Here is a 20,888-nt window from a genome sequence, read left to right on the forward strand (position 1 = left end):
GCTGGTCACGGGTGAGATGATCTTGGTGTGACTGGTGTGATCACGGCGTCGGAGCCGTCCTGGATAGCCCCGTTCACCGGGCTGAGCCCGCGCGCCTTCGCCAAGCTGGTGACGGTGCTGCGGCGCGAGGGTGCGGACGCGGTCCGCAAGGGCCGGCCGTGGAGTCTTCCGCTGGAGGACCGGGCCCTGCTGGTGGCGGCGTACTGGCGCACGAACCTGACCATGCGCCAGCTCGCCCCGCTGTTCGGGGTGTCCAAGTCGGCGGCCGACCGGATCATCGACCACCTCGGGCCGATGCTCGCGCTCCAGCCCCGCAAGCGGTTCGCCAAGGACACCGTGCTCATCGTGGACGGCACCCTGGTCCCCACCCGCGACCACAGCATCGCCGAGCGGTCCAAGAACTACCGGTACTCCACCAACCACCAGGTCGTCATCGACGCCGACACCCGCCTGGTCGTCGTGGTCGGGCGGCCGCTCGCCGGAAACCGCAACGACTGCAAGGCGTGGGAGGAATCCGGCGCCAAAGCCGCTGTCGGCAAGACCATGACGATCGCCGACGGCGGCTATCCAGGCACCGGACTCGTCATGCCCCACCGCCGCCGCAAGGGCGAGGAACTGCCGGAGTGGAAGCAGGAACACAACAAGTCCCACAAGCAGGTCCGAGCCCGCGTCGAGCACGTCTTCGCCCGGATGAAGACCTGGAAGATCCTCCGCGACTGCCGCCTCAGAGGCGACGGCGTCCACCACGCCATGCTCGGCATCGCCCGGATGCACAACCTCGCCCTCGCCGGATAGACCGACGGGCGGTACGGCAGCCCACCATGCCCGAGGCGACTCAAAGATCATTTACGGGACAACCCTTAGAGTGCCGTATGACGAAAGGGCCGCTCCATGTGTTTTGGAGCGGCCCTTTCAAGCTGAATTCGGCGACGACCTACTCTCCCACGAGGTCCCCCTCGCAGTACCATCGGCGCTGGCAAGCTTAGCTTCCGGGTTCGGAATGTTACCGGGCGTTTCCTCGCCGCTATGGTCACCGAAAATCTGGCGAGCACCTCAGCTGAAGAGGCGCTTTCTTCGGATGAGTATACCGGTGGAGTGGTGTGCCGAGTGCACTCGATACACCACTGGGCCGTACCCGATGGGCACGCGGGAGGACCCTGGAGGCGGGCAGTTGGGGTCGGCCCACGGGATCGTCATCGCATAGTTGATCTGGAGGGCGGCCTTGGCGGCATTGGTGTTCTTGGAGCCGCCGATGAAGATGGCCATGACGCGGTCGCCGTCGTAGCTTCGGATCTCGCCTTCCCGCGCCTTGATGATCTTTGATGCCGTGCGGAGCGAGGCCCGGATCACCTTGCCGGCTGTCTCGGGGCGGAAGTCGCGGGCGAGCTTCGTAGACCCGAGCAGGTCGGCGTAGAGATAGACGGCGTCGAGCTTCACCGCGTCATTGGAGAACAGCTTGACATCATCGGTGCCGGGGACCACCCGGCCGTCCCGGATCGTCCAAGGTGTACCAACGAGCTTGCCCAAGTCGGACCGGATGTCGTCTCCGAGGGACATCAACCCCACCTCACTCCTGTAGCTGAATTGGCGGGACCCTAGCCTCGATCTTTCGTGACGGTCCGTCGGTTCCTCCGGCGGGCCGTTTCGGCTGTTCGGGCGGGTGGCGGGCAGGCTGATGGCCCGGCTGTCGCGTCGGGTGGGCGCCGGGTTCCACGGCTCCGGTCGGGGTGGTGCTGCTCGCAGGGGCGGGGACGTGCTGGTCAGCCGGGGTTCGGGAGAGCTTCGAGTCGGGCGATGGCGTCGGTGATCAGGTCGGTCCAGGGCCAGTGGCCTGCGAATCTCAGGTGTCGGCGGCGGGCGGTGGTGACGAGCTGAGCGGCGGCGGAAAACAGTCGGAGCCTCAGCCGCCGGGGCTCCCACCTGCGGGTTTGCCCGGTGAGGGCGAGCATGGGCATCCAGGCCAGCAGGTCGAGGGCGATTTGGACGATCTCCAGCCAGATCTGGTTCTGTGCGGCGTCGTGGAGTGGCAGGTTGCGCAGGCCGGTGGCGCGGGCGTTTCGGATGCGGTCCTCGGCTCTCGCGCGTTGGCGGTGCCGGAGTTCGAGTGCGGCGATCGGAACGCCGGTGGTGTTGGTCGCGAACGCCGTGAGCCGCAGTCCGTCGGCATCGGTGAGGCGCAACTGGGCGCCGGGGTGCGGGCGTTCCTTGCGGACGATCAGCCGCATCCCCTGCGGCCAGCCCTTGAGGACGTCACCGTCGAGTTCGGCGACCCAGGCGCCGTCACGGATCTCACCTTCCGGTTCGACGGCCACTGTCCAGGCGGCGGGCGGGATCTTGAGGACGGCCTGGTGGATGGCGTCGGTGATGGTCATGCCGACCGAGTACGACAGCCACCTGCCCCGCTGGGCGAGCCAGGCGACGAACTCGTGGGTGCCACCGCCGGAGTCGGTACGAATGAGCGTCTGGCGTCCGCGCCGGTACTTGTTCGGCAGTTGGGCCAGGGCGAGTCGGGCCGTGGTGATGTGGTCGGCGGCGGTGTTGCTGCCCGCGTTCCCGGGCCGCAGCAGCGCGGCCACCGGCTCGCCGGTGCCGCCGCTTCCGTGGTCGACGAAGCCCACCAGCGGGTGATGTCCGAAGGTCTTCTTCCAGGTCGCGGCCGCGTCCTGCTTGTCGGAGTGGGCCAGTACCAGCACCCCGTCCAGGTCGACGATCACCTGCCCGGAGGCGTCCGGCGACGAGGATCCCGCCAACTTCCATATTCGTTCGCGTACTTCGGCCCGCGCGGACCGGATCGCGTTCAGAGCCTTCGGGCCGGACTCGGCCAGGGTGTCGACGAGGCGGGAGACGGTCGGGTCGGAGGCCACCGGGCCGAACACGGCCGGCTCGGCCCGCAGCATCCCGGCATCGGCCAGGCAGTCGCCGCCCAGCGCGACCGCGAGGGCCACGTCCAGCAGGATCTTGCCCGGGTCGTGCACCGCCCGAGCCTTCCGCCACGGCGCCAGCGCCGCGGATATCGCGGTGTCCAGCCCGGCCTTGCGGACCGTCTCGACCAGCAGCACGCCCCCGGCCTGGGAGACCACCGCCCGGCCGCCGCCCTCGATGCGGATACGCGGGTACGACCCGATACGCTTCTTCACCTGAGAAGTGCTTCTTTCCACGGCACGATCTGGACCTTCGACAAGTCCCATCGTTGCAGGTCAGGAGCACTTCTCACGTTTTCGATCACGCTTCGGACAGCCCACCTCATGAAAGCCCGAGGCTAGCAGCGCACACTGACAACGGACGGAGGCGGCTGCTGCGCCGCGCTCCGCGTGCGCCTTGGGGTTCACCGTCACGTTGCCGCCGACGATGATGTTGAGGGCTCTCTCGGCAGCGTCGCCGATCGGAGCGGGGTTGGGGTAGTGCTGGCTACTCCGGCAACTGCGGGGAGTGGGGTCGCAAAAACTCCCCAGCCCATGCCCGGTACTCCTTGGGCTGGGCACCGTTCGCCTTGGCCAGGGACAGTAGGAGTAGTTCGTTGAGGTACAGCTGGCCCCGGATCACGTGAATGGGGTCCTTCCCCTCTGCCGAGGAACGCAAGAAGGACCTGGACGCCTGGGAGCTGATCCTCACCTGCGATCACGTGACCACCTTCATCCAGCACCGGGAGAACACCTACGTCCGGCGAGTGGTCGACTGCCCTGAGTGTCAGACGCGGCGCGGGGTTGTCGAGAGCAAGCGGCTCGGACCCGCATATAACGACGATGGTGTGGAGGCAGCCCGGGGTGAAGTGGAGCAGGCACGTGTCGTTGCCGAGCTGACCAAGGCGAAGGCGCAGCTCCGCAGCCAGCAGCAGCGTGCTGCTGCTACGAGCAGCCGGATCGAGGAGCTCCAGAAGCAGCTCAGCCCGACTGCCCGGGGCGACGGCATTGCGTGAGCGGTGCGTGAGCGGACTGGGTGGGACAGGGCGGATTGGGCGGCACGTGGGTTGCAGGGCGTAGGTCTCTGACCTGGAGAAACGGGATTCGGCGGCACCGCCCGGCACCAGCCGGGATGATCTTGCGGGCCCTCGTAATGCGTAGGTCTCGGGTTCGAATCCCGAAGGCGGCTCCATGGTGAACCCCAGGTCGGGCCTTTGACCTGGGGTTTCTTGTTTTCGTTGACCTTGGAATTCGGGTAGATCGGACACTTGTGGTCTATGCATCGCAATGCGTTGGTCGCGGGTTCGCTCTCGGTTGCCAGTTAGCCGTGAAAAGGCTCTGACCAGCGATTTTGATGTACCGAGCTCTTCGGATGCCCATACGGGCGAACGTGCCGGTGGACGGCCGGTGGACAAGCGTGCGTGACAGCCCGCCGGAACCGCCTCGCAGTCCCGGGGGAGCCGAGGGTTTTCGGGTGCCGTTGGGAAGGGTGGTCGGCGGCTTACGGCTTGTGCTTTTCCAACAGGCTGAGGGGGAGTCCTGGCTGCCGGGGTGCGACGTTCATCGGTGAGTTTGTTCATGGCTGTCGATCTCCCCGGCCCAGTCCGGTTCGAGCTGGTGGCATTTGGCGGCCAGGCGTGCAGAGGTCGTGCGGATGGCTCCTGGGTCAGCCTCGCCGTTTTCGCATGGGAGTCGTGCCATCCAGACAATCGTGCGACCGGCCGGGTTTTCTTGGGGCGTGGGCGACGACAAGCTGCTTCACTGTCGGCCGCCCCAGTAGGGCGAACCGAACTGGATCGTGTCGTTGGCTGGCCTGGCGATCTGCTGTGCGGAGGCTCCGGCGCCCTCGGCGCGGTCGTGACTCCCCTGGCCGGCTGGGCGCGGGCCGCGCATGGCGGCGGAACCCGTAGTGGTGGAAGACGTGGAAACCGTCTGCGGGTGTGAATCACGACATGCCACAGTCGCGTATGGGAGGTGCGGACGGAGTGACGTACGAGGGTGTCCCGGCCCAATCGGGGACGGGCGCTGAGGGGTCCGTGGCCGAGGTGGTGCGACGGCGGTGGGGTGTCGCCCTGGGCGGGGTGCTCCCGGCGCGGTTCTCCGAGTCCGGCTGGGCCTATGAGGAACGGGTGGAGCGCTGTTGTCCCGTATGTGAGGGGGAGCTGCACGCGCTGCGCAGACCGTACGAGTCGCAGGGGCGGGTGTACCGGTATGCCGCGTTGGTCTGTCCTGGCTGCCCCACCGCGTTCAGCCTCGCCGACCTGGGGGTGAAGACGTACGGTCAGCTCACGGCCGCGTCTTCGGCGGCCATGTCCGTGCCGGTGGGGCCTTGCCCGAGTGGTCCCGGCGTCAGTGTGACCGCGATTCGTGTCCCCGGGCCGTTCACCGGGGCGATGCACGGGGGACATCCTCCGGCGTGGCCGGACGACCTGGCCGTGCCGGAGCAGGCCGAGAAGCGGGCCCTGTTGTGGTGCAAGGTGACCGATCCGGACTGGTGCCCCACCGAGGAGGCGGTCGCGGCGGCGGAGGACGCGCGGGTGATCCTGCCGGAGGGTTCGCAGTACGACGGGCTGCGGGGCCGACTCGCGGAGCTCGGTGTCCCGTACCGCGTCAGCCGCTACTGGGAGGAGGTCGAACAGGTCGGCACGATCAACGAGTCGGGTGGCGATACGGATCTGGTCACGGTCGGTCCGGGTGGCGCCGTTCCGGCCGCGGGACCCTGGGCGGTGGCGGCCCGGGATACCTTCGCCGCGCAATGGGACGCGCTGGAGGAGTTGCCGGAGGGCGACGGTGACACGTACGTGCCAGTCGGGGAGTTGGTGCCCGCCGAGTGGGCCGTGCTGCTGCCGCATCCGTCGTTCAACCCGGCCCAGGCGGCCGCCGTGCCCGTCGTACGGGAGGGCAGTGGGCATCTGATGGTGGTGGCACCCACCGGTGCGGGCAAGACCCCGATCGGTATGGTCGCGGTGCTGGACGCGCACGCCCGGGGTCGCAAGGCCGCCTGGCTGGTGCCGCAGCGCTCGCTCACCGACGAACTCGACCGGGAGTTCCGGCTGTGGCGACGACGGGGTCTGCGCGTGGTTCGGCTGACCGGTGAGGCCGCGGTGGACAGTGAGCTGATCCGGGCGGCCGACGTGTGGGTGGCGACGACGGAGAAGTTCGAGGCGATCTGCCGTGCGGGATCGCTGCGCGACGCGCTCGCCGAGCTGGGCTGTCTGGTCGTCGACGAGATCCATCTCCTCGGCGATCCGGTGCGTGGAGCCGTACTGGAGGCGCTGCTCGCGCGAGTGCGGGAGGACGGTGCGGGGGCGCGGATCGTCGGGCTGTCGGCGACGGCCGCCAACGCGGACGAGGTGGCCGACTGGCTGGGCGCCCGGCTGATCCGCACCGGCTGGAGGCCCGCCCGGCTGACCTGGCAGCTGCCCGACCTGCCGGCGGCCGACGAGGCCGACTGGGCGGCGCGGGCCGCCGTCCGCACCGAGGCCGCCGTACGGATCGCCCGCCGGGTGGCCGAGGACCGCGGCAGTGTGCTGGTGTTCTGCGGCAGCAAGAGACGGGTGCGCGCGACCGCGCTGGCGCTCGCCGCCGACCGGGGCGTGCCGACCACGGGCGTCGACGCGGACGACGCCGAACTCGTCGAGAGGCTGTGCACCAAGGCAGGCGTACGGCTGCACTACCGGGACTGGCCCTATAAACGGGAGGCCGAACAGGCATTCCGAGCCCGTGAGGCGGACGTGCTGGTCGCCACCTCCACCGTCGCCGCAGGCGTCAACCTCCCCGCCCGGGCAGTGATCGTCGCCGACACCACCATCGGCCTGGACCGTATCGAGGTGTCCATGGTCCAGCAGATGTTCGGCCGGGCGGGCCGGATCGGCGCAGGGGAGCGCGAGGGATGGGCGTTCCTGCTCGCCGATCCGGAGGAGCGGGCGCACTGGCAGGCCCGGCTCGCCGCCGGATACACGGTGCGTTCACGGCTGGGCGACCACCTGCCCGACCACCTGCTGGCCGAGGCCGTCCAGGGACGGGTGGCCGGTGTCGAGGAGGCGGAGCGGTGGTGGGCGGGGACGCTGGCCGCCCACCAGGGAAACGCCGGCGTCGAACCCCTGCACGAGGCGGCGGCGTTCCTCACGACGGCGGGCTGTCTGCGTGCCGCGGCTGCCGTCGGTGCTGCCACCGCCGACGAGGGCCGCTGGGAGACGAGCCCGCTGGGCAGGCTGACCAGCCGCTTCATGGTGGACGCCGCCCTCGCCGACGACCTGGCCACCGCGGTGCGAGAGGCCCCGGTGCCCGCAGACGCCCTCACCGCCGAGCGGTCGCTGGCTGCCCTGCTCAGCACCCGCCTCCCGGTGCTGGAACAGGCACCGTTCACCGACCGGGCGCGTACGGCACTGCGTCGCGTACTGCGCGAGGCGGAGAATGAGCACGAGCAGCCGCAGGAGACCGACGAGTCCGCGCGGGACGAGCCGAAGCCGGTGGCCGGGGACCTCGCCCGCGCGGTCCTCCACCTCGTCGCCGACCGCCCGGGCCTCTTCCGCGGTCGCCCTGGTTACGTGCTGGGCATCCCCGTCGACTCCATGACCGGCATCCTGGAGGAGGCCCGGCGCTATCTGGCCTGGCTCGGCGCGCAGGGCCCGATCGGCACGGTCCACCCGTGGGCGGCCGTCGTCGCCGGTGACCTGGCCCAGCGCATCCGGTGGCGCGCACTGGGGCCCGGAAGAGGGGCGGGACGGCTGCTGTGGATGTGCGAGCGGATGGCCACCGCCCCGCTCGCACCCGACCTCGTCCCCCGTATGTGGCGCGCGGCCCGCGCCCGTGGTGTCGACGCCCCCGACTGGGGTGGGGCAGCGCCGCCGAACGACTGCGCCCTGCCCCCGGACCGCTACCGCGCGCTGCTCGCGGAGCGCGCCACCGGCGTCCGCCTGGACCTGATGGAGGACCGGGTCCGGGTGACGGCTCCGCCCGGTTCGGTGATCCGGCTGTGGAACGGCGCGACCACCACCCTGCACCGCGGCGACGGTGAGGCGACCACCTTGCTCCTGCCGCCCGACGACCTCTCGGACAACTCGGCCGGCAACAGCGGGGCGGCCGTTTTCACCAGGGGCGGTGACCGGCTGGGGACGGGGTGGCTCGGGGCGTACGCGGCGCTCCGGCGCTGAGCCGGCCGCAGGGCGGCTCCCCACGAGGCCACCGCCCGGCAGGGAGCGTGAAACGGGCACACGGTAGCACAAGCGGCATGGGCCGAGGAGCGGCTCACACACACCGGTCGGAGTGCGGCACACTGGTGTGGAACCGGTGGCACACATCCGGCCGGACCTGCGTCGGCCGAAACAGAGGGAGAAGGGAAGCCCACAGTCCGTGAGTAATGACTCCGACGCCTGGGGACAGGAACACGAGCCCGACGTCCCGGAGTCTCACGGCCCGGACCCCCTCGACGAGGGCGCTTTCGGAATCGACGCGTTCTCCCTCGACGACCGGCTGCGGCTGTTCCACTTCGCCGCCGCCGAGAAGCGTCACGCGTACCTGTGGCTGCTGCGGGCCTTCGACCGCGGACGCGCCAACTACCAGGTGCTGCTGCACGCCTCGGACGTGGTGGGGCTGCTGGAGCGGCTCGCCGCCGATCATCCCGCGGCGGGGGCCGTCGGCGGGTCGGCCGGTGTGCAGCCGCTGCTCGACGCGCTCGCGGAGTGGCAGGTGCTGGACAGGTCGTACGACGGGACGCGTGCCGCGAACCTCGCCGAGTACCGCAACCGGCACTACGTGTACCAGTTCACGCAGGCCGGGTACCGGGCCTACCGGGCGGTGGAGGACGTGCTCGGCGCGAGCCTGGAGGACGCCCAGCTCTCCCGCCTCGTCTTCCCCGACATCCTCGGCGACCTGCGGACGCTGGCCGAGGCCAACGTCGCGGGCGACGGCGAGGAGGTGTACCGCAAGCTCGGCCGTCTCGACTCCGTGCTGAACGAGATGGCGCAGCGCGCCGCCCGTTTCTACCTCATGCTGGGCGACCTGGCCCGCACCAACGACACCCGGCCCGAGGTGTTCCTCGCCCACAAGGACACGCTCCTCGCTCACATGCGGGAGTTCACCGCCGAGCTGGGGCGTTACGCCCCGCTGCTGGCCGAGGCGGTCGAGAAGGCCGCGGCCACCGGTGTGGACCGCATGATCGAGTTTGCGGCCGAGGCCGACGAGCGGCTCTTCCGCAGCCCAGCCGAGCGCCTCGCGGACTGGCGGCACCGCTGGGACGGCATCGTCCACTGGTTCGCGGCGCGCGAGCACAGCGAGACCGAGCGGCTGCAGGACGCCACCGTCACCGCGATCCGTTCTGTCCTCGCCCTGCTGCGCCGGGTCACCGAGGCGCGCCGGGGCGGGGTGAGCCGGGAGAGCCAGCTGCGCCATCTCGCCCAGTGGTTCACCTCGTGCGAGAGCGACGAGGACGCGCACGCCCTGTTCCAAGCGGTCTTCGGGCTCGGCGCGCCCCGCCACATCGCCGTCCCTTACGCCGACCCCGAGTGGATCCCGTCCCGTACGTCCTGGTGGGAGGCCGAACCGGTCGAGCTGGCCCGCACCCTCGTCCAGTCCGGCCGCACCCCCGCCCTGCACGGGCCCGGACGCATCGACCGCGACGACGAGCGACGGGCCCTGCTCCGCGCCGAACAGCTCAAGGAACAGGCAGAGCGCCGCGGCGCCGCGAACTCCCTCGCGTCGGACGGCGTGTACGGCCGGACGCTCGACGAGCCCGAGACGCGGGCCCTGCTCGCCCTGCTGGACGTGGCGCTCGCCGCCCGGGTCCCCGCCAGCCGCCTGGTCACCGCCGCCTCCGGCTCCGCCCACGGGGTGCGGCTCACCCTCACCCCTGCCGAGGGCTCCACCACCGTCGACACGGTGCGCGGGCGTCTCCACCTCGACGGGCTGCGCCTGGAGGTCTCCGCATGAACCGTCACGGAGGGCCGGATCTCATGAGCCGTCACGGAGGAGGAGACCGTCCGAACCGTCACGGAGGACCGGATCGCATGAACCGTCGTCGAGGCAGGTCCGCATGAGCCGGGTCGCCGAGGGAGTCTCCCCGCTCGAACTCGCCGACTACCAGAAGGCGGTACGGCTCGTCCTGCGGCATCCGCTGGTCACGCCCGTATACCCGGACAAGGCGGCGCTGGCGGCCGTGCGCCGCTGGGCCGGGCAGTTGCGCACCGACCTGATGGAGGTGCTCGGCTACCGGCTCGTGACCACCGCCGACACCGCCCGGCTGCAGCGCGCCCAGGACGGTCTGGACGCCACCCGCCCGGCCCTCACCCGGGCGGGCCGCCCCTTCGACCGGCGCCGCTACGCCTATCTCGTCCTCACCCTCGCGGCCCTCGGCCGGCACGGCGCGCAGGTGGCGCTGGGTGAGCTGGCCGACGCGGTTGCCGCGGACGCCGTGCGCGTCGACGGGCTGGGCCTGGACACCGCGCGCAAACCCGACCGGGACGCCTTCGTCGACGCCGTCACCTGGCTGACCGAACGCGGTGCGCTCACCCTCGCCGACGGTTCCGCCACCGCCTGGGCCGGCGATCCCGAGCGCGCCGAGGCCCTGTACGACATCGACCGCGAGATCCTGCTCGCCGTCCACCATCCGACCCGCGTCCTGCAGCACCTGACCTCCGTCACCGCGCTCCTCGACTCCTCCGGCGCGCTGGGTCTGTCCGCGGGCCGCGCCGCCCAGCGCCGTGACCAGGCCCGACGGGCCCGCCGGCTGGTGCTGGAGAACCCGGTCGCGTACTACGCCGACGCCGGCACCGAACTCCTGGGCCAGCTGCGGGCCCCCGCCCTCGCCGAGGACCTGGAGCGGCTGACCGGGCTGACGGTGGAGCGGCGGGCGGAGGGGATCGCGCTCATCGACACCTCCGGCCGGCTGTCCGACATCCGCTTCCCCGGCGGCGGCACCGTCGCGCAGGCCGCGCTGCTCCTCGCGGCCCGGATCAGCGCCGCCGCGCAACGCTCCGGGCGGCACGCCCTCGAACCGCTGCCCGCGCCGACCGCCGCCGAACGCCTCGCGGACCGTGCCCGGCGGGTCGACGGGGCCCTGCCCTCACGGGGGCTGGTGGCCGAACTCGTCCATCCGGCGGAGCGGGACGAGACGCCTCCGTACGAGACGTCCACCGGCGAGGTGCCGGAGCCGGCGGAGACCCGCTACCCCTTCGTCACGCACTCCTGGCTCCGGGGCAGGCTCAGGGAGATCATCGCCGAGTACGGCGCGGGCTTCGCCGCCGATCTGCGCGGCGACCCGGACCGGCTCCTGGGCCGGGCGCTCGACCTGCTGGCCGCCATGTCGCTGATCGTCCGGGTAGACGGCGGCGCCCTCGCCCTCCCGCTGCTGGCCCGCTACCGGGGGGTGACGGCCCGCGTGAGGACCCGTGCGGCGGCCGAGCCGCCCGCCCAGACCGCCCTGTTCACCGACGACACCGCCAAGGACTCCACTCCGTGAGCACCCCCGCTCCCCCGCAGGCCCCGGCGCCTGCCCCCGCCTCGGTCCCCGAGGCGTCCGCCCCCGCGGCCCGGTTCGTTCCGACCCGTGCGGGGATCATCAACCTGTGGGACTACCGGGACGAAGAGTTCTCCTTCGCGGGCGGCTGGCTGGTGCTGCGCGGCCCCAACGGATCAGGCAAGACCAAGGCCCTGGAAGTCCTCTTCCCGTTCGTTCTCGACGGCCGTATCGACCCCAAGCGGCTCAACCCGTTCGCCGCCGAGGACCGTACGATGAAGTCCAACCTGCTCTTCCGCGGGCAGGACAGCGCGCTCGGCTACGTCTGGATCGAGTTCACCCGCCAGGACACCGGCGAGGCCGTCACCTGCGGCATCGGGCTGCACGCCCAGCGGCACCGCGACACGCCGGCCCGCTGGCACTTCGTCACCGACGGCCGGGTCGGCGAGGACTTCTCCCTCCTCACCCACGACGACCGGCCGATGACGAAGAAGCAACTGGCAGCAGAACTCGGAAACGAGCTGATCGCCTCCACGGCCGACTACCGCGCCGCCGTCGACCGGCGCCTGTTCGCCCTCGGCCCGGAGCGCTACGAGCAACTGCTCACCCTGATCCTCACCCTGCGCCGCCCGCAGCTCGCCAAGAACCTCGACCCGGGCAAACTCTCCGACACCCTCACTGCCGGCCTGCGCCCGCTCGACGAGGACCTGATCGCCGAGGCGGCCCGCTCCTTCGACGACATGGAGTCCGTGCAGCGCACCCTGGAGGGACTGGTCGCCGCGGACGACGCCACCCGCGCCTTCCTCGCCAGCTACTCCACCTACCTGCGGGTCCACGCCCGCGCCGCCGCGGACCGCCTCACCGCCCGCCGCACCGAGACCGCCGAGCGAGCCGCCGCGTCGCGCACCGCCACCGAGGAGCTGGCGGCGGCCCGCGAGCGGCAGGCCGCCGCCGAGGCCCGCGCCGAGTCGGCCGACGCCGCACTCGCCGCGCAGCGCGCCCGCCTCGACCAGCTGCGCTCCTCCGCCGCCTATCAGGCCGTCGAGCAACTGGCGGACCTGGAACGCCTGGTACGCACCTGCGAGCAGACCGCCCGGCAGGCGGGCGCCGAACGTGAACGCCGTACGGCGGCCACGGGCCGCGCCCGCGCGGAGGCCGAACACGCGGCGCGGCTCGCCGCCGAGCTCGACGCCGCCGTCTCCCGGGACGCCGCCGCCGTCGCCGACCACGCCCACGCCGCCGGCCTCCCCTGGACTCCGGCCGACGCAGAACCCGACCGTGTCGCCGAACTGTCCGCCGCACGCGCAGCCGCCCGCCACGAGGGTGTCCGGGCCGTGCGCGCCGCCCAGCAGACGGCACGCGGCGCCGAGCAGACCCGCGATCTCGCCCAGGCCGCGCTCGACCGGGCGCAGGAGGCCGTCGGCGCCGCCGAGACAGCCGAGACCGAGGCCGAGTCGGCCCTGGAGTCCGCCCGGGAGCAAGCCCGTACGGAACTCGGCCGGTGGACGGGCGCGCATGGCACGCTTCTCCCGGAAGCCGGCGCCGCCCGGCTCGCCGAGGCCCTCGAACTCACCGGCGAGGCCGAGGCGGTCACGCTCGCCGACGCCTTCACCGAGGCCACCGCACCCGCCGTGCAGGAGCTGCGCGACACCCTTGCCTCCCTCCGTGCCGGGCACGCAGACATCGAGCGCCGCCGCGCCGAGACCGAGGCCGAACGCGACCGGATCGCCGCCGAACACGACGACGCCCCGCCCCCGGCCCGGGGACGCGGCGCGGACCGGGCGCCCGCCGACGGTGTACCGCTGTGGCGGCTGGTCGACTTCGACGAAGCGCTGACGGAGAGTCAGCGGGCGGGTCTGGAGGCGGGTCTGGAGGCGTCGGGCCTTCTCGACGCGCTCGTCACCGCCGAGGACGGCCGCGTGCCGGCCGGCCGCAGCGAGGGCTTCCTCCGTGCCGGAGCCCCGGTGGACGGCCCGAGTCTCGCCGGCCTCCTGCGCCCCGAGATCCCGGAGAACCCCCCGGGTGAGGCGGCCGTCCCGACCGCCGAGCGGGTCACCGCCGTACTGCGTTCCGTTGCCGTCACCGGCGACCCCGGCGCCGGTGTCCCGCACATCGGCCCCGACGGCCGGTACGCGGCCGGTGTCCTCGTCGGCGCCCACATCAAGGAGCACGCCGAGTACGTCGGCGCGACCGCCCGCGACCGCCGGCGCGCCGCCCGGATCGCGGCCTGCGAGGCGCTGCTGGCCGAACTCTCCGCCCGGCTCGACGAGTCGGTGCGCGCCCAGGCCCGTGCGGGAGCAGCCCTCGACGCGTACAGCGCGGCCCGCGCCGCCCTGCCCCGCACCACAGCCATCACCCAGGCACTGCGCGAACTCGACCGGGCCGCGGCGAGGCTGCGCGCCACCCGCGACGCCGCCGACACCGCCCGGGCCGCGTACGACGAGTCGGTGGCCGCCTGTTCGGTCGCCGAGCGTGCCCTGCGCCGAACGGCGGCCGAGCACGGCATCGAAACCGGGCGCCCGGAACAGATCGACGCCGTCGAGACCGCCACCCGCGCCTTCGAGACGGCGGTCGGCGAACTCGTCTCCCGCCGCCGCGAGCACGCTCGGCAGGCGGACGCCGCCCAGGCGGGCGCCGACCGGCTCACCGCCGCCGCCGAGGACGAGGAGGCGGCGGCGGACACCGAGCGCGCGGCGCGCCGCCGGCACACGGAGGAGGCCGCGGGACTCGCGGCCCTTCAGGAATCCGTCGGGGCCGAGGCGCAGGAGGTGATGCGGCAGGTGCGGGAGACCGAGGACGGCATCGACGCCCTGGTGGCGGAGGCCGAGGCGGCCCGCACCGCCCAGCACGGCGCGATCGCGGGCACCGCGGCGGCCGAGGCCCGCCGTACGGCCGCGACCGAGGCCGAGGGGGTCGCCGCGGCGGAGGAGAAGGACACCGCCCGGTCCCTGCGTCCGTACGCCGCCCGGGAACTCCTCGACATCCTGCGCTGCCCGCCCGGCCTCGCCTGGCCCGCCCAGGAGGCCGACTGGGCCGGCGGGGCACTGCCGCCGGCCGCGGCCGGCGTGCACGAGGCGATCCTCTCCGCGACCCGCGACCTCACCCCCACCGAGACGAGTCTCAAGCAGTCCGTCACCCGGCTCACCAAGGCCCTGGAAGACCTTCAGGCGCAGCTCGCCGCCGCCGGACAGGACTACCGGCCCGAGTGGGACGGCTCCGACGGCGTCATCCTCGTCCGCGTGGCCGACGAAGAAGGCCAGCTGCCCGTCGCCGCCTTCGCCGAGAAGATCTCCTCGCACCGTCGTGACCAGGCCGAACTGCTCTCCGATTCCGAGCAGCGCATCCTGGAGGACGCCCTGCTCACCCGGCTCGCCCAGCAGATCCACGACCGCACCGTCGACGCCCGCGACCTGATCCGGCGGATGAACACCGACATGCGCAGGCGGCAGATGTCCTCGGGGACGACGGTCGGCGTGAGCTGGCTGCTCGCCGACCATCTCGACGACGAACAGCGCGCCGTCTGCGCCCTCCTCGACGCCGACGCCGCCCGCCTCGGCCCCGACGGCCTCGCCCGGGTGCGCGGCCACTTCGCCGCGCAGATCAAGACCGCCCGCGCCCGCCACCGCGACCAGCCCTACCGTGAACTCCTCGCCGAGGTCCTGGACTACCGGCGCTGGCGCCAGTTCGCCTTCCAGCTCGTACGGCCCGACCGGACGGAGGAGAGGCTCACCCGCGCCCGGCACAGCCGGCTGTCCGGCGGTGAGCAGTCCGTGTCGCTGCACCTGCCGCTGTTCGCCGCCGCGCACGCCATGCTCAACTCCGCCGACCCGCACGCCCCTCGGCTGCTCGCCCTCGACGAGGCGTTCGCGGGCGTGGACGACACCGGGCGCGGCGAACTCATGTCGCTGGCCGCGCAGTTCGACCTCGACCTGTTCATGACCGGCTACGACCTGTGGGCCGCCCACACCGCGGTGTCCGCCGCCGCGCACTACGACCTCGCGCACAGCGCCGTCGAGCACACCGTCTCCGCGCTGCTGCTCGTCTGGGACGGCGACCGGCTCCTCGCCGACGACACCGGCGACCTCACCACCGCACTCGGCTCGCCCGGCACCCGCCGCGCCCCGGCGCCCGAGGAGGCCCCGGTTGCCGGCTGAACGGGGTGAGGACCACGGGCACGACGAGCTGCGCGGCGAGGGATGGACCCGGCTGCTCGCCGCCGCCCGCCGCAGACTGGAGCGCACATCAGGAGTACTCGACGGCGACATAGGGCTCACGAGGCCCAGCGACGCCGAGCGCCGCACCGTCATCGGGATCACCGGCCGCTACCGGCCCGAGACCGTGGGGCGTCTCACCGTACCCCTGCGTGACCTGGACGGATATCTCCACGACCGCTACGGCACCGGTCTCCTGACGACTCTCGGCCGACTGCACGGCCCGCTGCGTGACCGGCCTGCCGAACGGGCCGACGAGCACGCCCGCCGCGAACTGGCCCTGAAGTCCGCCCAGTCCAGCCGGCTCGCCGGGCAGGGGTGGTTCGCGGCCTGGCTGGAGCAGATCGCGGCCGACGGCACTCTCACCCGTCTGGTACGCCGTGGGGACGCACCCCTCCTCGACGCGGCGGTACGCGTCCTGGAATCGCTGGCCGGTGACGGGGACCGGTCCGCGGGCTCCCCGAACCGGGGCCCGGGGGTCCTGCCGCTCCCGGTGCTCGCCGAACGGGCCACCGGCGACACCAAGGCCCTCGTGCCCGGCGCCCCGCTGGAACAACTCGTCCTGCGTGCCCTCGCCCAGCGTGCCGGCGACGGGTGCGCCGTCCCACGCGAGCGGGCCGGGCGGCGCGCCCTGTGGGAGAGCGCCGGAGCCATCGCCGACGACCTCGCCAGCCAGGTCCTCGTCCTCAACATCGGCGCCAGGGGCGACACCGTCGTCTGCGACTGGCTGCGCGACGCCGCGGACTTCGGCATCCCCTTCCGGCTCACCCTCCACCAGCTCGCCGCCGATCCCGTCGTCCCCGCCGCCCGCACCATCTTCGTCTGCGAGAACCCGGCCGTACTGCGCGCCGCCGCCGGCGAACTCCAGAACACCGGCGCCGCCCTCGTGTGCACTGAGGGAGTCCCGTCAGCTGCCTGCCACAGACTGCTCGGCGACGCCGCACGCGCGGGCACCCGGCTGTACTGGCGCGCCGACTTCGACTGGGCCGGCCTGCGCATCACCGCGGACGCCGTGGCCCGACACGGCGCCCGCCCTTGGCGGATGTCCGCCGCCGACTACACGACGGCACTCGGCAAGGGCGAGTCCACGCCACTCGCCGGGCCGCCCGCGGCCAGCCCCTGGGATCCCGAGCTGGCCCGTGCCATGGAGGAGTCGGGCAGTACGGTCATGGAGGAACGTCTCCTGCCCGCACTCCTGTCCGACCTCACCCGCACCTGACCCGGTGACTCCGGTGGACGGCTTGATCTGCCCCAGGGAGAGTGCCGTTCGGCGTTCACCCCCCGCATGAGCCACCCGGACACGCGAGGTGATCAGTGCACTGAAGCGGCCCAACCGCCGCATCGCCCGGCAGCGGCCATCCGACGAGGGACAGCGGCATCGGGCGGTGGTTCGTCGGAGGTGGGGCCGGCCGTGTTTCTTATCGGTCGGCGCTGCCGGGCGGTACGACCCATTCGGTGGGTTGACCGGTGAGGGAGGCGATCATTTCGAAGTCTCCGTCGTAGTGGAGGACCGTTCGCCGGTTCAGTTCCGCTGTGGCGGCGATCAGCAGGTCAGGGAGGGACAGAGCGCGGTGGAAGCCTGCGTTGAGGGCATGGCGCTGGATCTCGAGCGCGCGGGTGAAGGTGTCGTCGTCGGTGCGGAGGTAGTCGAAGGCACGGAGCCAGGTGCTGATCCGTGTTGCTTCTGAACTGTCCCGTGCGGAGTGGATCATCTCGAACTCGGTGGGCTGGCACACTGCGAGGAGGTAACGCTCGTGCAGGGGCTTGAGTACCTCTTTGACGCTCGGTTTCGTCCAGCGGGCGAGGGCGGACTTGTCGATCAGGTAGCGGTCCTGCATCAGGCGGCCTGGCCCCCGTTGTGGTCACCGTCGTGCTTGAGGGAGCCGTCGGTGTTGCGGGGGCCGGTGCTTTCGACGATCTCGCTGAAGTCGAGCTCGCCGGCATCCATGGCGTCGAAGAACTCCTGTCGCAGGTATCGCTTGACGGCGTCTTCCATGGCGAGGCGGACGGCTTTGGCCTTCGTCTTGGTCCCGAAGATGCGCATGGCCTCGATGACCATGTCTTCATCGAGGTCGATGACGGTTCTGGCCATGTGGACGGTCCCTTCGCAGATACTCTCGCGAGTGAAACGATACCATTTATCAACCATGGAAGATATCGTTTTGACCTGGAGGTCTCGTCGTGGATGGAGGCCGCGGCGTTCGTGGTGAAGCACCGCCCGGTCGCTCCATGTGAGAAATGGACAGTCGTCCTCATGTCAGGCTCCGCCCCTGCCAGGGGTCTCGTCGGAAGCGGTGGGACGGCGAGAGGTTGCCGGCCAAGCGGCCCCGTCGGTGGACAGCCGGTGGACAGACGCCTTTGGACGGTGCATCACTGGGTGGCACAGGTCAACCTGCTGAACGTGCTCTGATCAGGCAAAACGTCACCGGACACTACGACGGGGCACCATGCGACATGATCGCTCTCGGTCTCGTAATGCGTAGGTCTCGGGTTCGAATCCCGAAGGCGGCTCAGTGAAACACCAGGACAGGGGACCCTCTGACCTGGTGTTTTTTCTTGTTTTATGCCAGAGCGCCCTCCACGGGTGATCTGTTTGCTGTATGTGTCAGGCTCGTGAGAGCCCGGTGCGCGGCGCTGCTCCAGGCATGCCTTGCATGATCGCCAAGCTGCAGTGTGTGGTGTCGGGCTGTGCCGATGTCGTTGAGTGTCCCGGTTCCGTCAGTCGCTTCTCGGTGGCGTGGTGTACCAGCCGGATCCGCGGTGGTCGCTCGGCGCGGCCTGGGCGACGCTCCACACGGACGGGCTCGTGCCGGCCTCCAGCGGGTGGAAGACCATCGGACACCGCGGTGACCGGATCCCGCACGGCCTCAGCAGTTCCACCTCGACCTGGAGATCAAGGACCTGGGCCAAGCTCAGGAAGACGTTCTCGGTCTGGGCGCTCCACTGCTCGATGGGGAGAAAGCGGGGTGGGCGGGTCTTCGTGGATCCGGCAGGTCACCCGTTCTGTCTCGTCCGGCTCTGACAGGAGGTACCCCAGGGTTGTGGCCCCGTGGGTCATCGTGAGTTGTGTGGACTTACGAGGAGACGGTAGCCGCAGGTCACAGCATGGACCCCGCTCGTTGGCGGGAGGCGTTCGAGGTGGCCATGGGACGGACGGCGGGCCGCTTAGCGCGGTACGAACCCTGCCTGGGGGCGGGGCGGTCGGTACTGGGTCCGCTGTCGGCCCTGCCGCGCAAGAACTGCCGGACCGTCGTCGAGCACCTCCATGACGAGGCCGCGGTGCTGGTCGGGGATGTGAAGAAGGGCTCCCGCACCGTCGGTGTTCAGCGCCAGTACACCGGCACGGCCGGCAGGATCGAGAACTCCCAGGTCGCGGTCTACCTCGTCTACGCGGGCACGCGGGCGCGCGGCGGTGGATCGGGAGCTGTACATCCCGCGCTCGTGGATGTGCGTCCCGGCCCGCTGCCGGGCGGCAGGGCTCGGCGAGGACACGGTCCTCGCGACCAAGCCGGAACTGGCCCAGGTGGTGATCGAACGGCTCCTGGACGCCAGACACCACGTGGGCCGGGTCACGGGTGACGAGGTCTACGGCGGCAACCCGAAGCCGCGGGCGGCGTTGGAGAGACGCGGCTTCGGTTGCGTCCTCGCAGTAGCCTGCACGACCGAAGTCCCCGTCGGCGCGGGCATGTTCCGCGTGGATGCCCTGGCGCAGAGGGTGCCCGAGCGGGCCTGGCAGAAACTCTCCGCCGGACGCGGTGCGAAGGGGCAACGGTTTCGGCCGGACTGGACGAGCACCGGGTCCGCCGCTACCCCTCCTGGGCCCGCTGGGTCACCCTCGCCATGCTCGCCCACCCCTTCCTCGCCGTCGAATACGAGCACCGCCCCACGCCGGACGACCTGATCCCGCTGACCTGCAACGAGATCCAGCGCCTGTTCATCGCCATGCATTCGTCTCGCCGGACGCGGCATGAACGGCCGGGGATGCCGGTGAGCGGTGAGGGCGGCGAGGGCGTCACCCCGGTGCAGGGTGTACGGCATGAGGTGATTCTTCCTCTTCGCAGGAGCGCCGTATGCGCGGCGGGCGCACCGGCCGCAGCCTCGGGCGAAGTACACCTCCGGTGACGCCGAACACGACCTGGCCAACTTCCTGGGGAGAACCGCGACCAGCGTTCCCACCGCTTCCGGCTCAGCCTCCTGCGCTGGCTGGACCTGGCGCGCCACGCCGGTCTGACGCAAGCCGGTCCCCCCGTCCGCGGAACGGTCGCCTCAAGCAGCCCTGCGAGTACATCGTGTGGGGCACCAAGGGCCCGGTCGACGCCAACCGGAGCCCGGTCTACCTTGCCCGGCCCCTGCACCGCGAGCCAGCCCCGCAAGGTCCGCGTACACATCACCCGGAAGCCCGTCGGCATCGGACTGTCCGACCACGACGCCGACATTGCCAATGAACGACTGCGTGGGGTGCTCACCCGGGGCGACTGCGAGTTGGCCGGGCCCGAGAGGCGAGAACGAGGGTAGGACCGCAGGGCCGCGACGCTGCGCCGGATCAGCTCGGTCGCGTGGTCGAGGCCCTCGTACAAGGCGACGCGCACCTCGACGACATCGCCCTGCGGCCCCAGAATGCCGAGCCCCCGCAGGTCCTGGGTGAAGCCGTCGCAGAGGTCCACGGTGTCGGGGTCGAGGCGCAGCTTCACCACGAGCAGCTTGTTCCTCGGCCGGACGCACACCGTGGCGACGTTCTTGATCCGCTGTTACGAGAAGTAGTACACCTGTGGCTCCAGCCGCACGTCACGATGCCCGGGCACTCCGGTCGATTTCTCCGGCGGCCTCCGCATCGAACCGGGCCTTGACCATTTCCTCGAACTCATACGGGTGGTCCTGGAGCCGGCACAGGTACGAGAGCCTCCGGACGACGACCGCCTCGTCGAGGGTCCGCTCGTACTCCACGATGACCGGCGTGCCGTTCTCGTCCAGCCCAAGCGAGTCGATCCGGCCCCCGTGGCGCCCGGTGCGGTACTCGACGGCCTGGAAACAGATGCCGAGCATGGTCTCCATCCCTGACTTTCCGGCCGCTGACCTTGAAGGCCTTCAGGCTGCCCATGAGTCTCCCCACCTCACCTGGTCCGTCGGGAAGGAGCTCCGCCTCGGAGCGGGGCAGCACGCTGATCCATGGGGCGGATATCGTTTAATGCGTCTGTGCCATTGCCACACAGTGACACTCCGACTTTGCTGACTGGGAGCGCTCGGCCGAGTAGCTGACGGTGAGTCAATTGTCAATCGACCTGAAGTGGGCGGGAACGGATGGGGAATAAGGCTCGTCGCAAG

At 71.4% G+C, this 20,888-nt stretch carries 12 protein-coding genes, 1 rRNA gene and 2 pseudogenes; 9 read left to right on the forward strand and 6 right to left on the reverse strand.

The genetic code is table 11. The annotated features are described in order from the left end of the window. Positions 1–27 precede the first annotated feature (27 nt). A complete protein-coding gene (locus tag DNK56_RS02250) occupies positions 28–795 on the forward strand; it encodes a transposase (protein ID WP_111330029.1) in 768 nt (255 codons plus the stop codon). A gap of 126 nt (positions 796–921) precedes the next feature. Here the strand turns inward: DNK56_RS02250 and rrf are convergent. The 3 genes from rrf to DNK56_RS02265 form a co-directional block, all read right to left on the reverse strand. Further along, positions 922–1,038 (reverse strand): 5S ribosomal RNA (gene rrf / locus DNK56_RS02255). A 15-nt stretch (positions 1,039–1,053) separates the two neighbouring features. Continuing rightward, a complete protein-coding gene (locus DNK56_RS02260; RefSeq protein ID WP_111330030.1) occupies positions 1,054–1,557 on the reverse strand; it encodes an adenylate/guanylate cyclase domain-containing protein in 504 nt (167 codons plus the stop codon). 203 nt (positions 1,558–1,760) lie between these two features. Next, positions 1,761–3,137 (reverse strand): IS1380 family transposase, encoded by a 1,377-nt coding sequence (locus DNK56_RS02265; RefSeq protein WP_111329981.1) that lies wholly within the window; start codon positions 3,135–3,137, stop codon positions 1,761–1,763. Between the two features lie 410 nt (positions 3,138–3,547). Here DNK56_RS02265 and DNK56_RS02270 point away from each other — a divergent pair, with 410 nt between their 5' ends. From DNK56_RS02270 to DNK56_RS02295, 6 genes are all read left to right on the forward strand, one after another. After that, on the forward strand, positions 3,548–3,916 hold the full coding sequence (locus DNK56_RS02270; RefSeq protein WP_111330031.1) for a hypothetical protein: 369 nt from the start codon (positions 3,548–3,550) through the stop codon (positions 3,914–3,916). 1,338 nt (positions 3,917–5,254) lie between these two features. Further along, positions 5,255–8,056: a DEAD/DEAH box helicase gene (locus DNK56_RS02275; protein ID WP_342211074.1), complete on the forward strand. Its 2,802-nt coding sequence runs from the start codon at positions 5,255–5,257 to the stop codon at positions 8,054–8,056. 199 nt (positions 8,057–8,255) lie between these two features. After that, entirely contained in the window at positions 8,256–9,830 is a 1,575-nt protein-coding gene (locus DNK56_RS02280) for a TIGR02677 family protein (protein ID WP_199563910.1), read from the forward strand. A gap of 103 nt (positions 9,831–9,933) precedes the next feature. Further along, a complete protein-coding gene (locus DNK56_RS02285; protein ID WP_111330032.1) occupies positions 9,934–11,358 on the forward strand; it encodes a TIGR02678 family protein in 1,425 nt (474 codons plus the stop codon). Beyond that, positions 11,355–15,509 carry a TIGR02680 family protein gene (locus tag DNK56_RS02290; RefSeq protein WP_111330033.1) on the forward strand — a complete coding sequence of 1,385 codons (4,155 nt, stop codon included), beginning with the start codon at positions 11,355–11,357 and terminating at the stop codon, positions 15,507–15,509. Before DNK56_RS02285 ends, DNK56_RS02290 begins: the two co-directional genes overlap by 4 nt. After that, the gene (locus DNK56_RS02295; protein ID WP_111330034.1) at positions 15,499–16,785 is read left to right on the forward strand and encodes a TIGR02679 family protein; all 1,287 of its coding nucleotides are present in this window, start codon (positions 15,499–15,501) and stop codon (positions 16,783–16,785) included. Before DNK56_RS02290 ends, DNK56_RS02295 begins: the two co-directional genes overlap by 11 nt. Before the next feature lie 199 nt (positions 16,786–16,984). Here the strand turns inward: DNK56_RS02295 and DNK56_RS02300 are convergent, their stop codons facing one another. Continuing rightward, complete coding sequence (locus DNK56_RS02300) at positions 16,985–17,404, reverse strand: PIN domain nuclease (protein ID WP_111330035.1); 420 nt, start codon at positions 17,402–17,404, stop codon at positions 16,985–16,987. Next, positions 17,404–17,658, reverse strand: coding sequence for a type II toxin-antitoxin system VapB family antitoxin (locus DNK56_RS02305; protein ID WP_111330036.1), 255 nt, complete (start codon positions 17,656–17,658; stop codon positions 17,404–17,406). Before DNK56_RS02305 ends, DNK56_RS02300 begins: the two co-directional genes overlap by 1 nt. A gap of 562 nt (positions 17,659–18,220) precedes the next feature. Between DNK56_RS02305 and DNK56_RS35695 the strand changes: the two are divergent. After that, a pseudogene (locus DNK56_RS35695) lies at positions 18,221–18,588 on the forward strand (VOC family protein). A gap of 122 nt (positions 18,589–18,710) precedes the next feature. After that, positions 18,711–19,511, forward strand: a pseudogene (locus DNK56_RS02315) (IS701 family transposase); the annotation flags it as partial. A gap of 840 nt (positions 19,512–20,351) precedes the next feature. Here DNK56_RS02315 and DNK56_RS02320 read toward each other — a convergent pair. After that, on the reverse strand, positions 20,352–20,609 hold the full coding sequence (locus DNK56_RS02320) for a hypothetical protein (protein WP_146610534.1): 258 nt from the start codon (positions 20,607–20,609) through the stop codon (positions 20,352–20,354). Positions 20,610–20,888: the final 279 nt, after the last annotated feature.

The organism is Streptomyces sp. AC1-42W, from assembly GCF_003248355.1.
Taxonomy (GTDB): Bacteria; Actinomycetota; Actinomycetes; order Streptomycetales; family Streptomycetaceae; genus Streptomyces.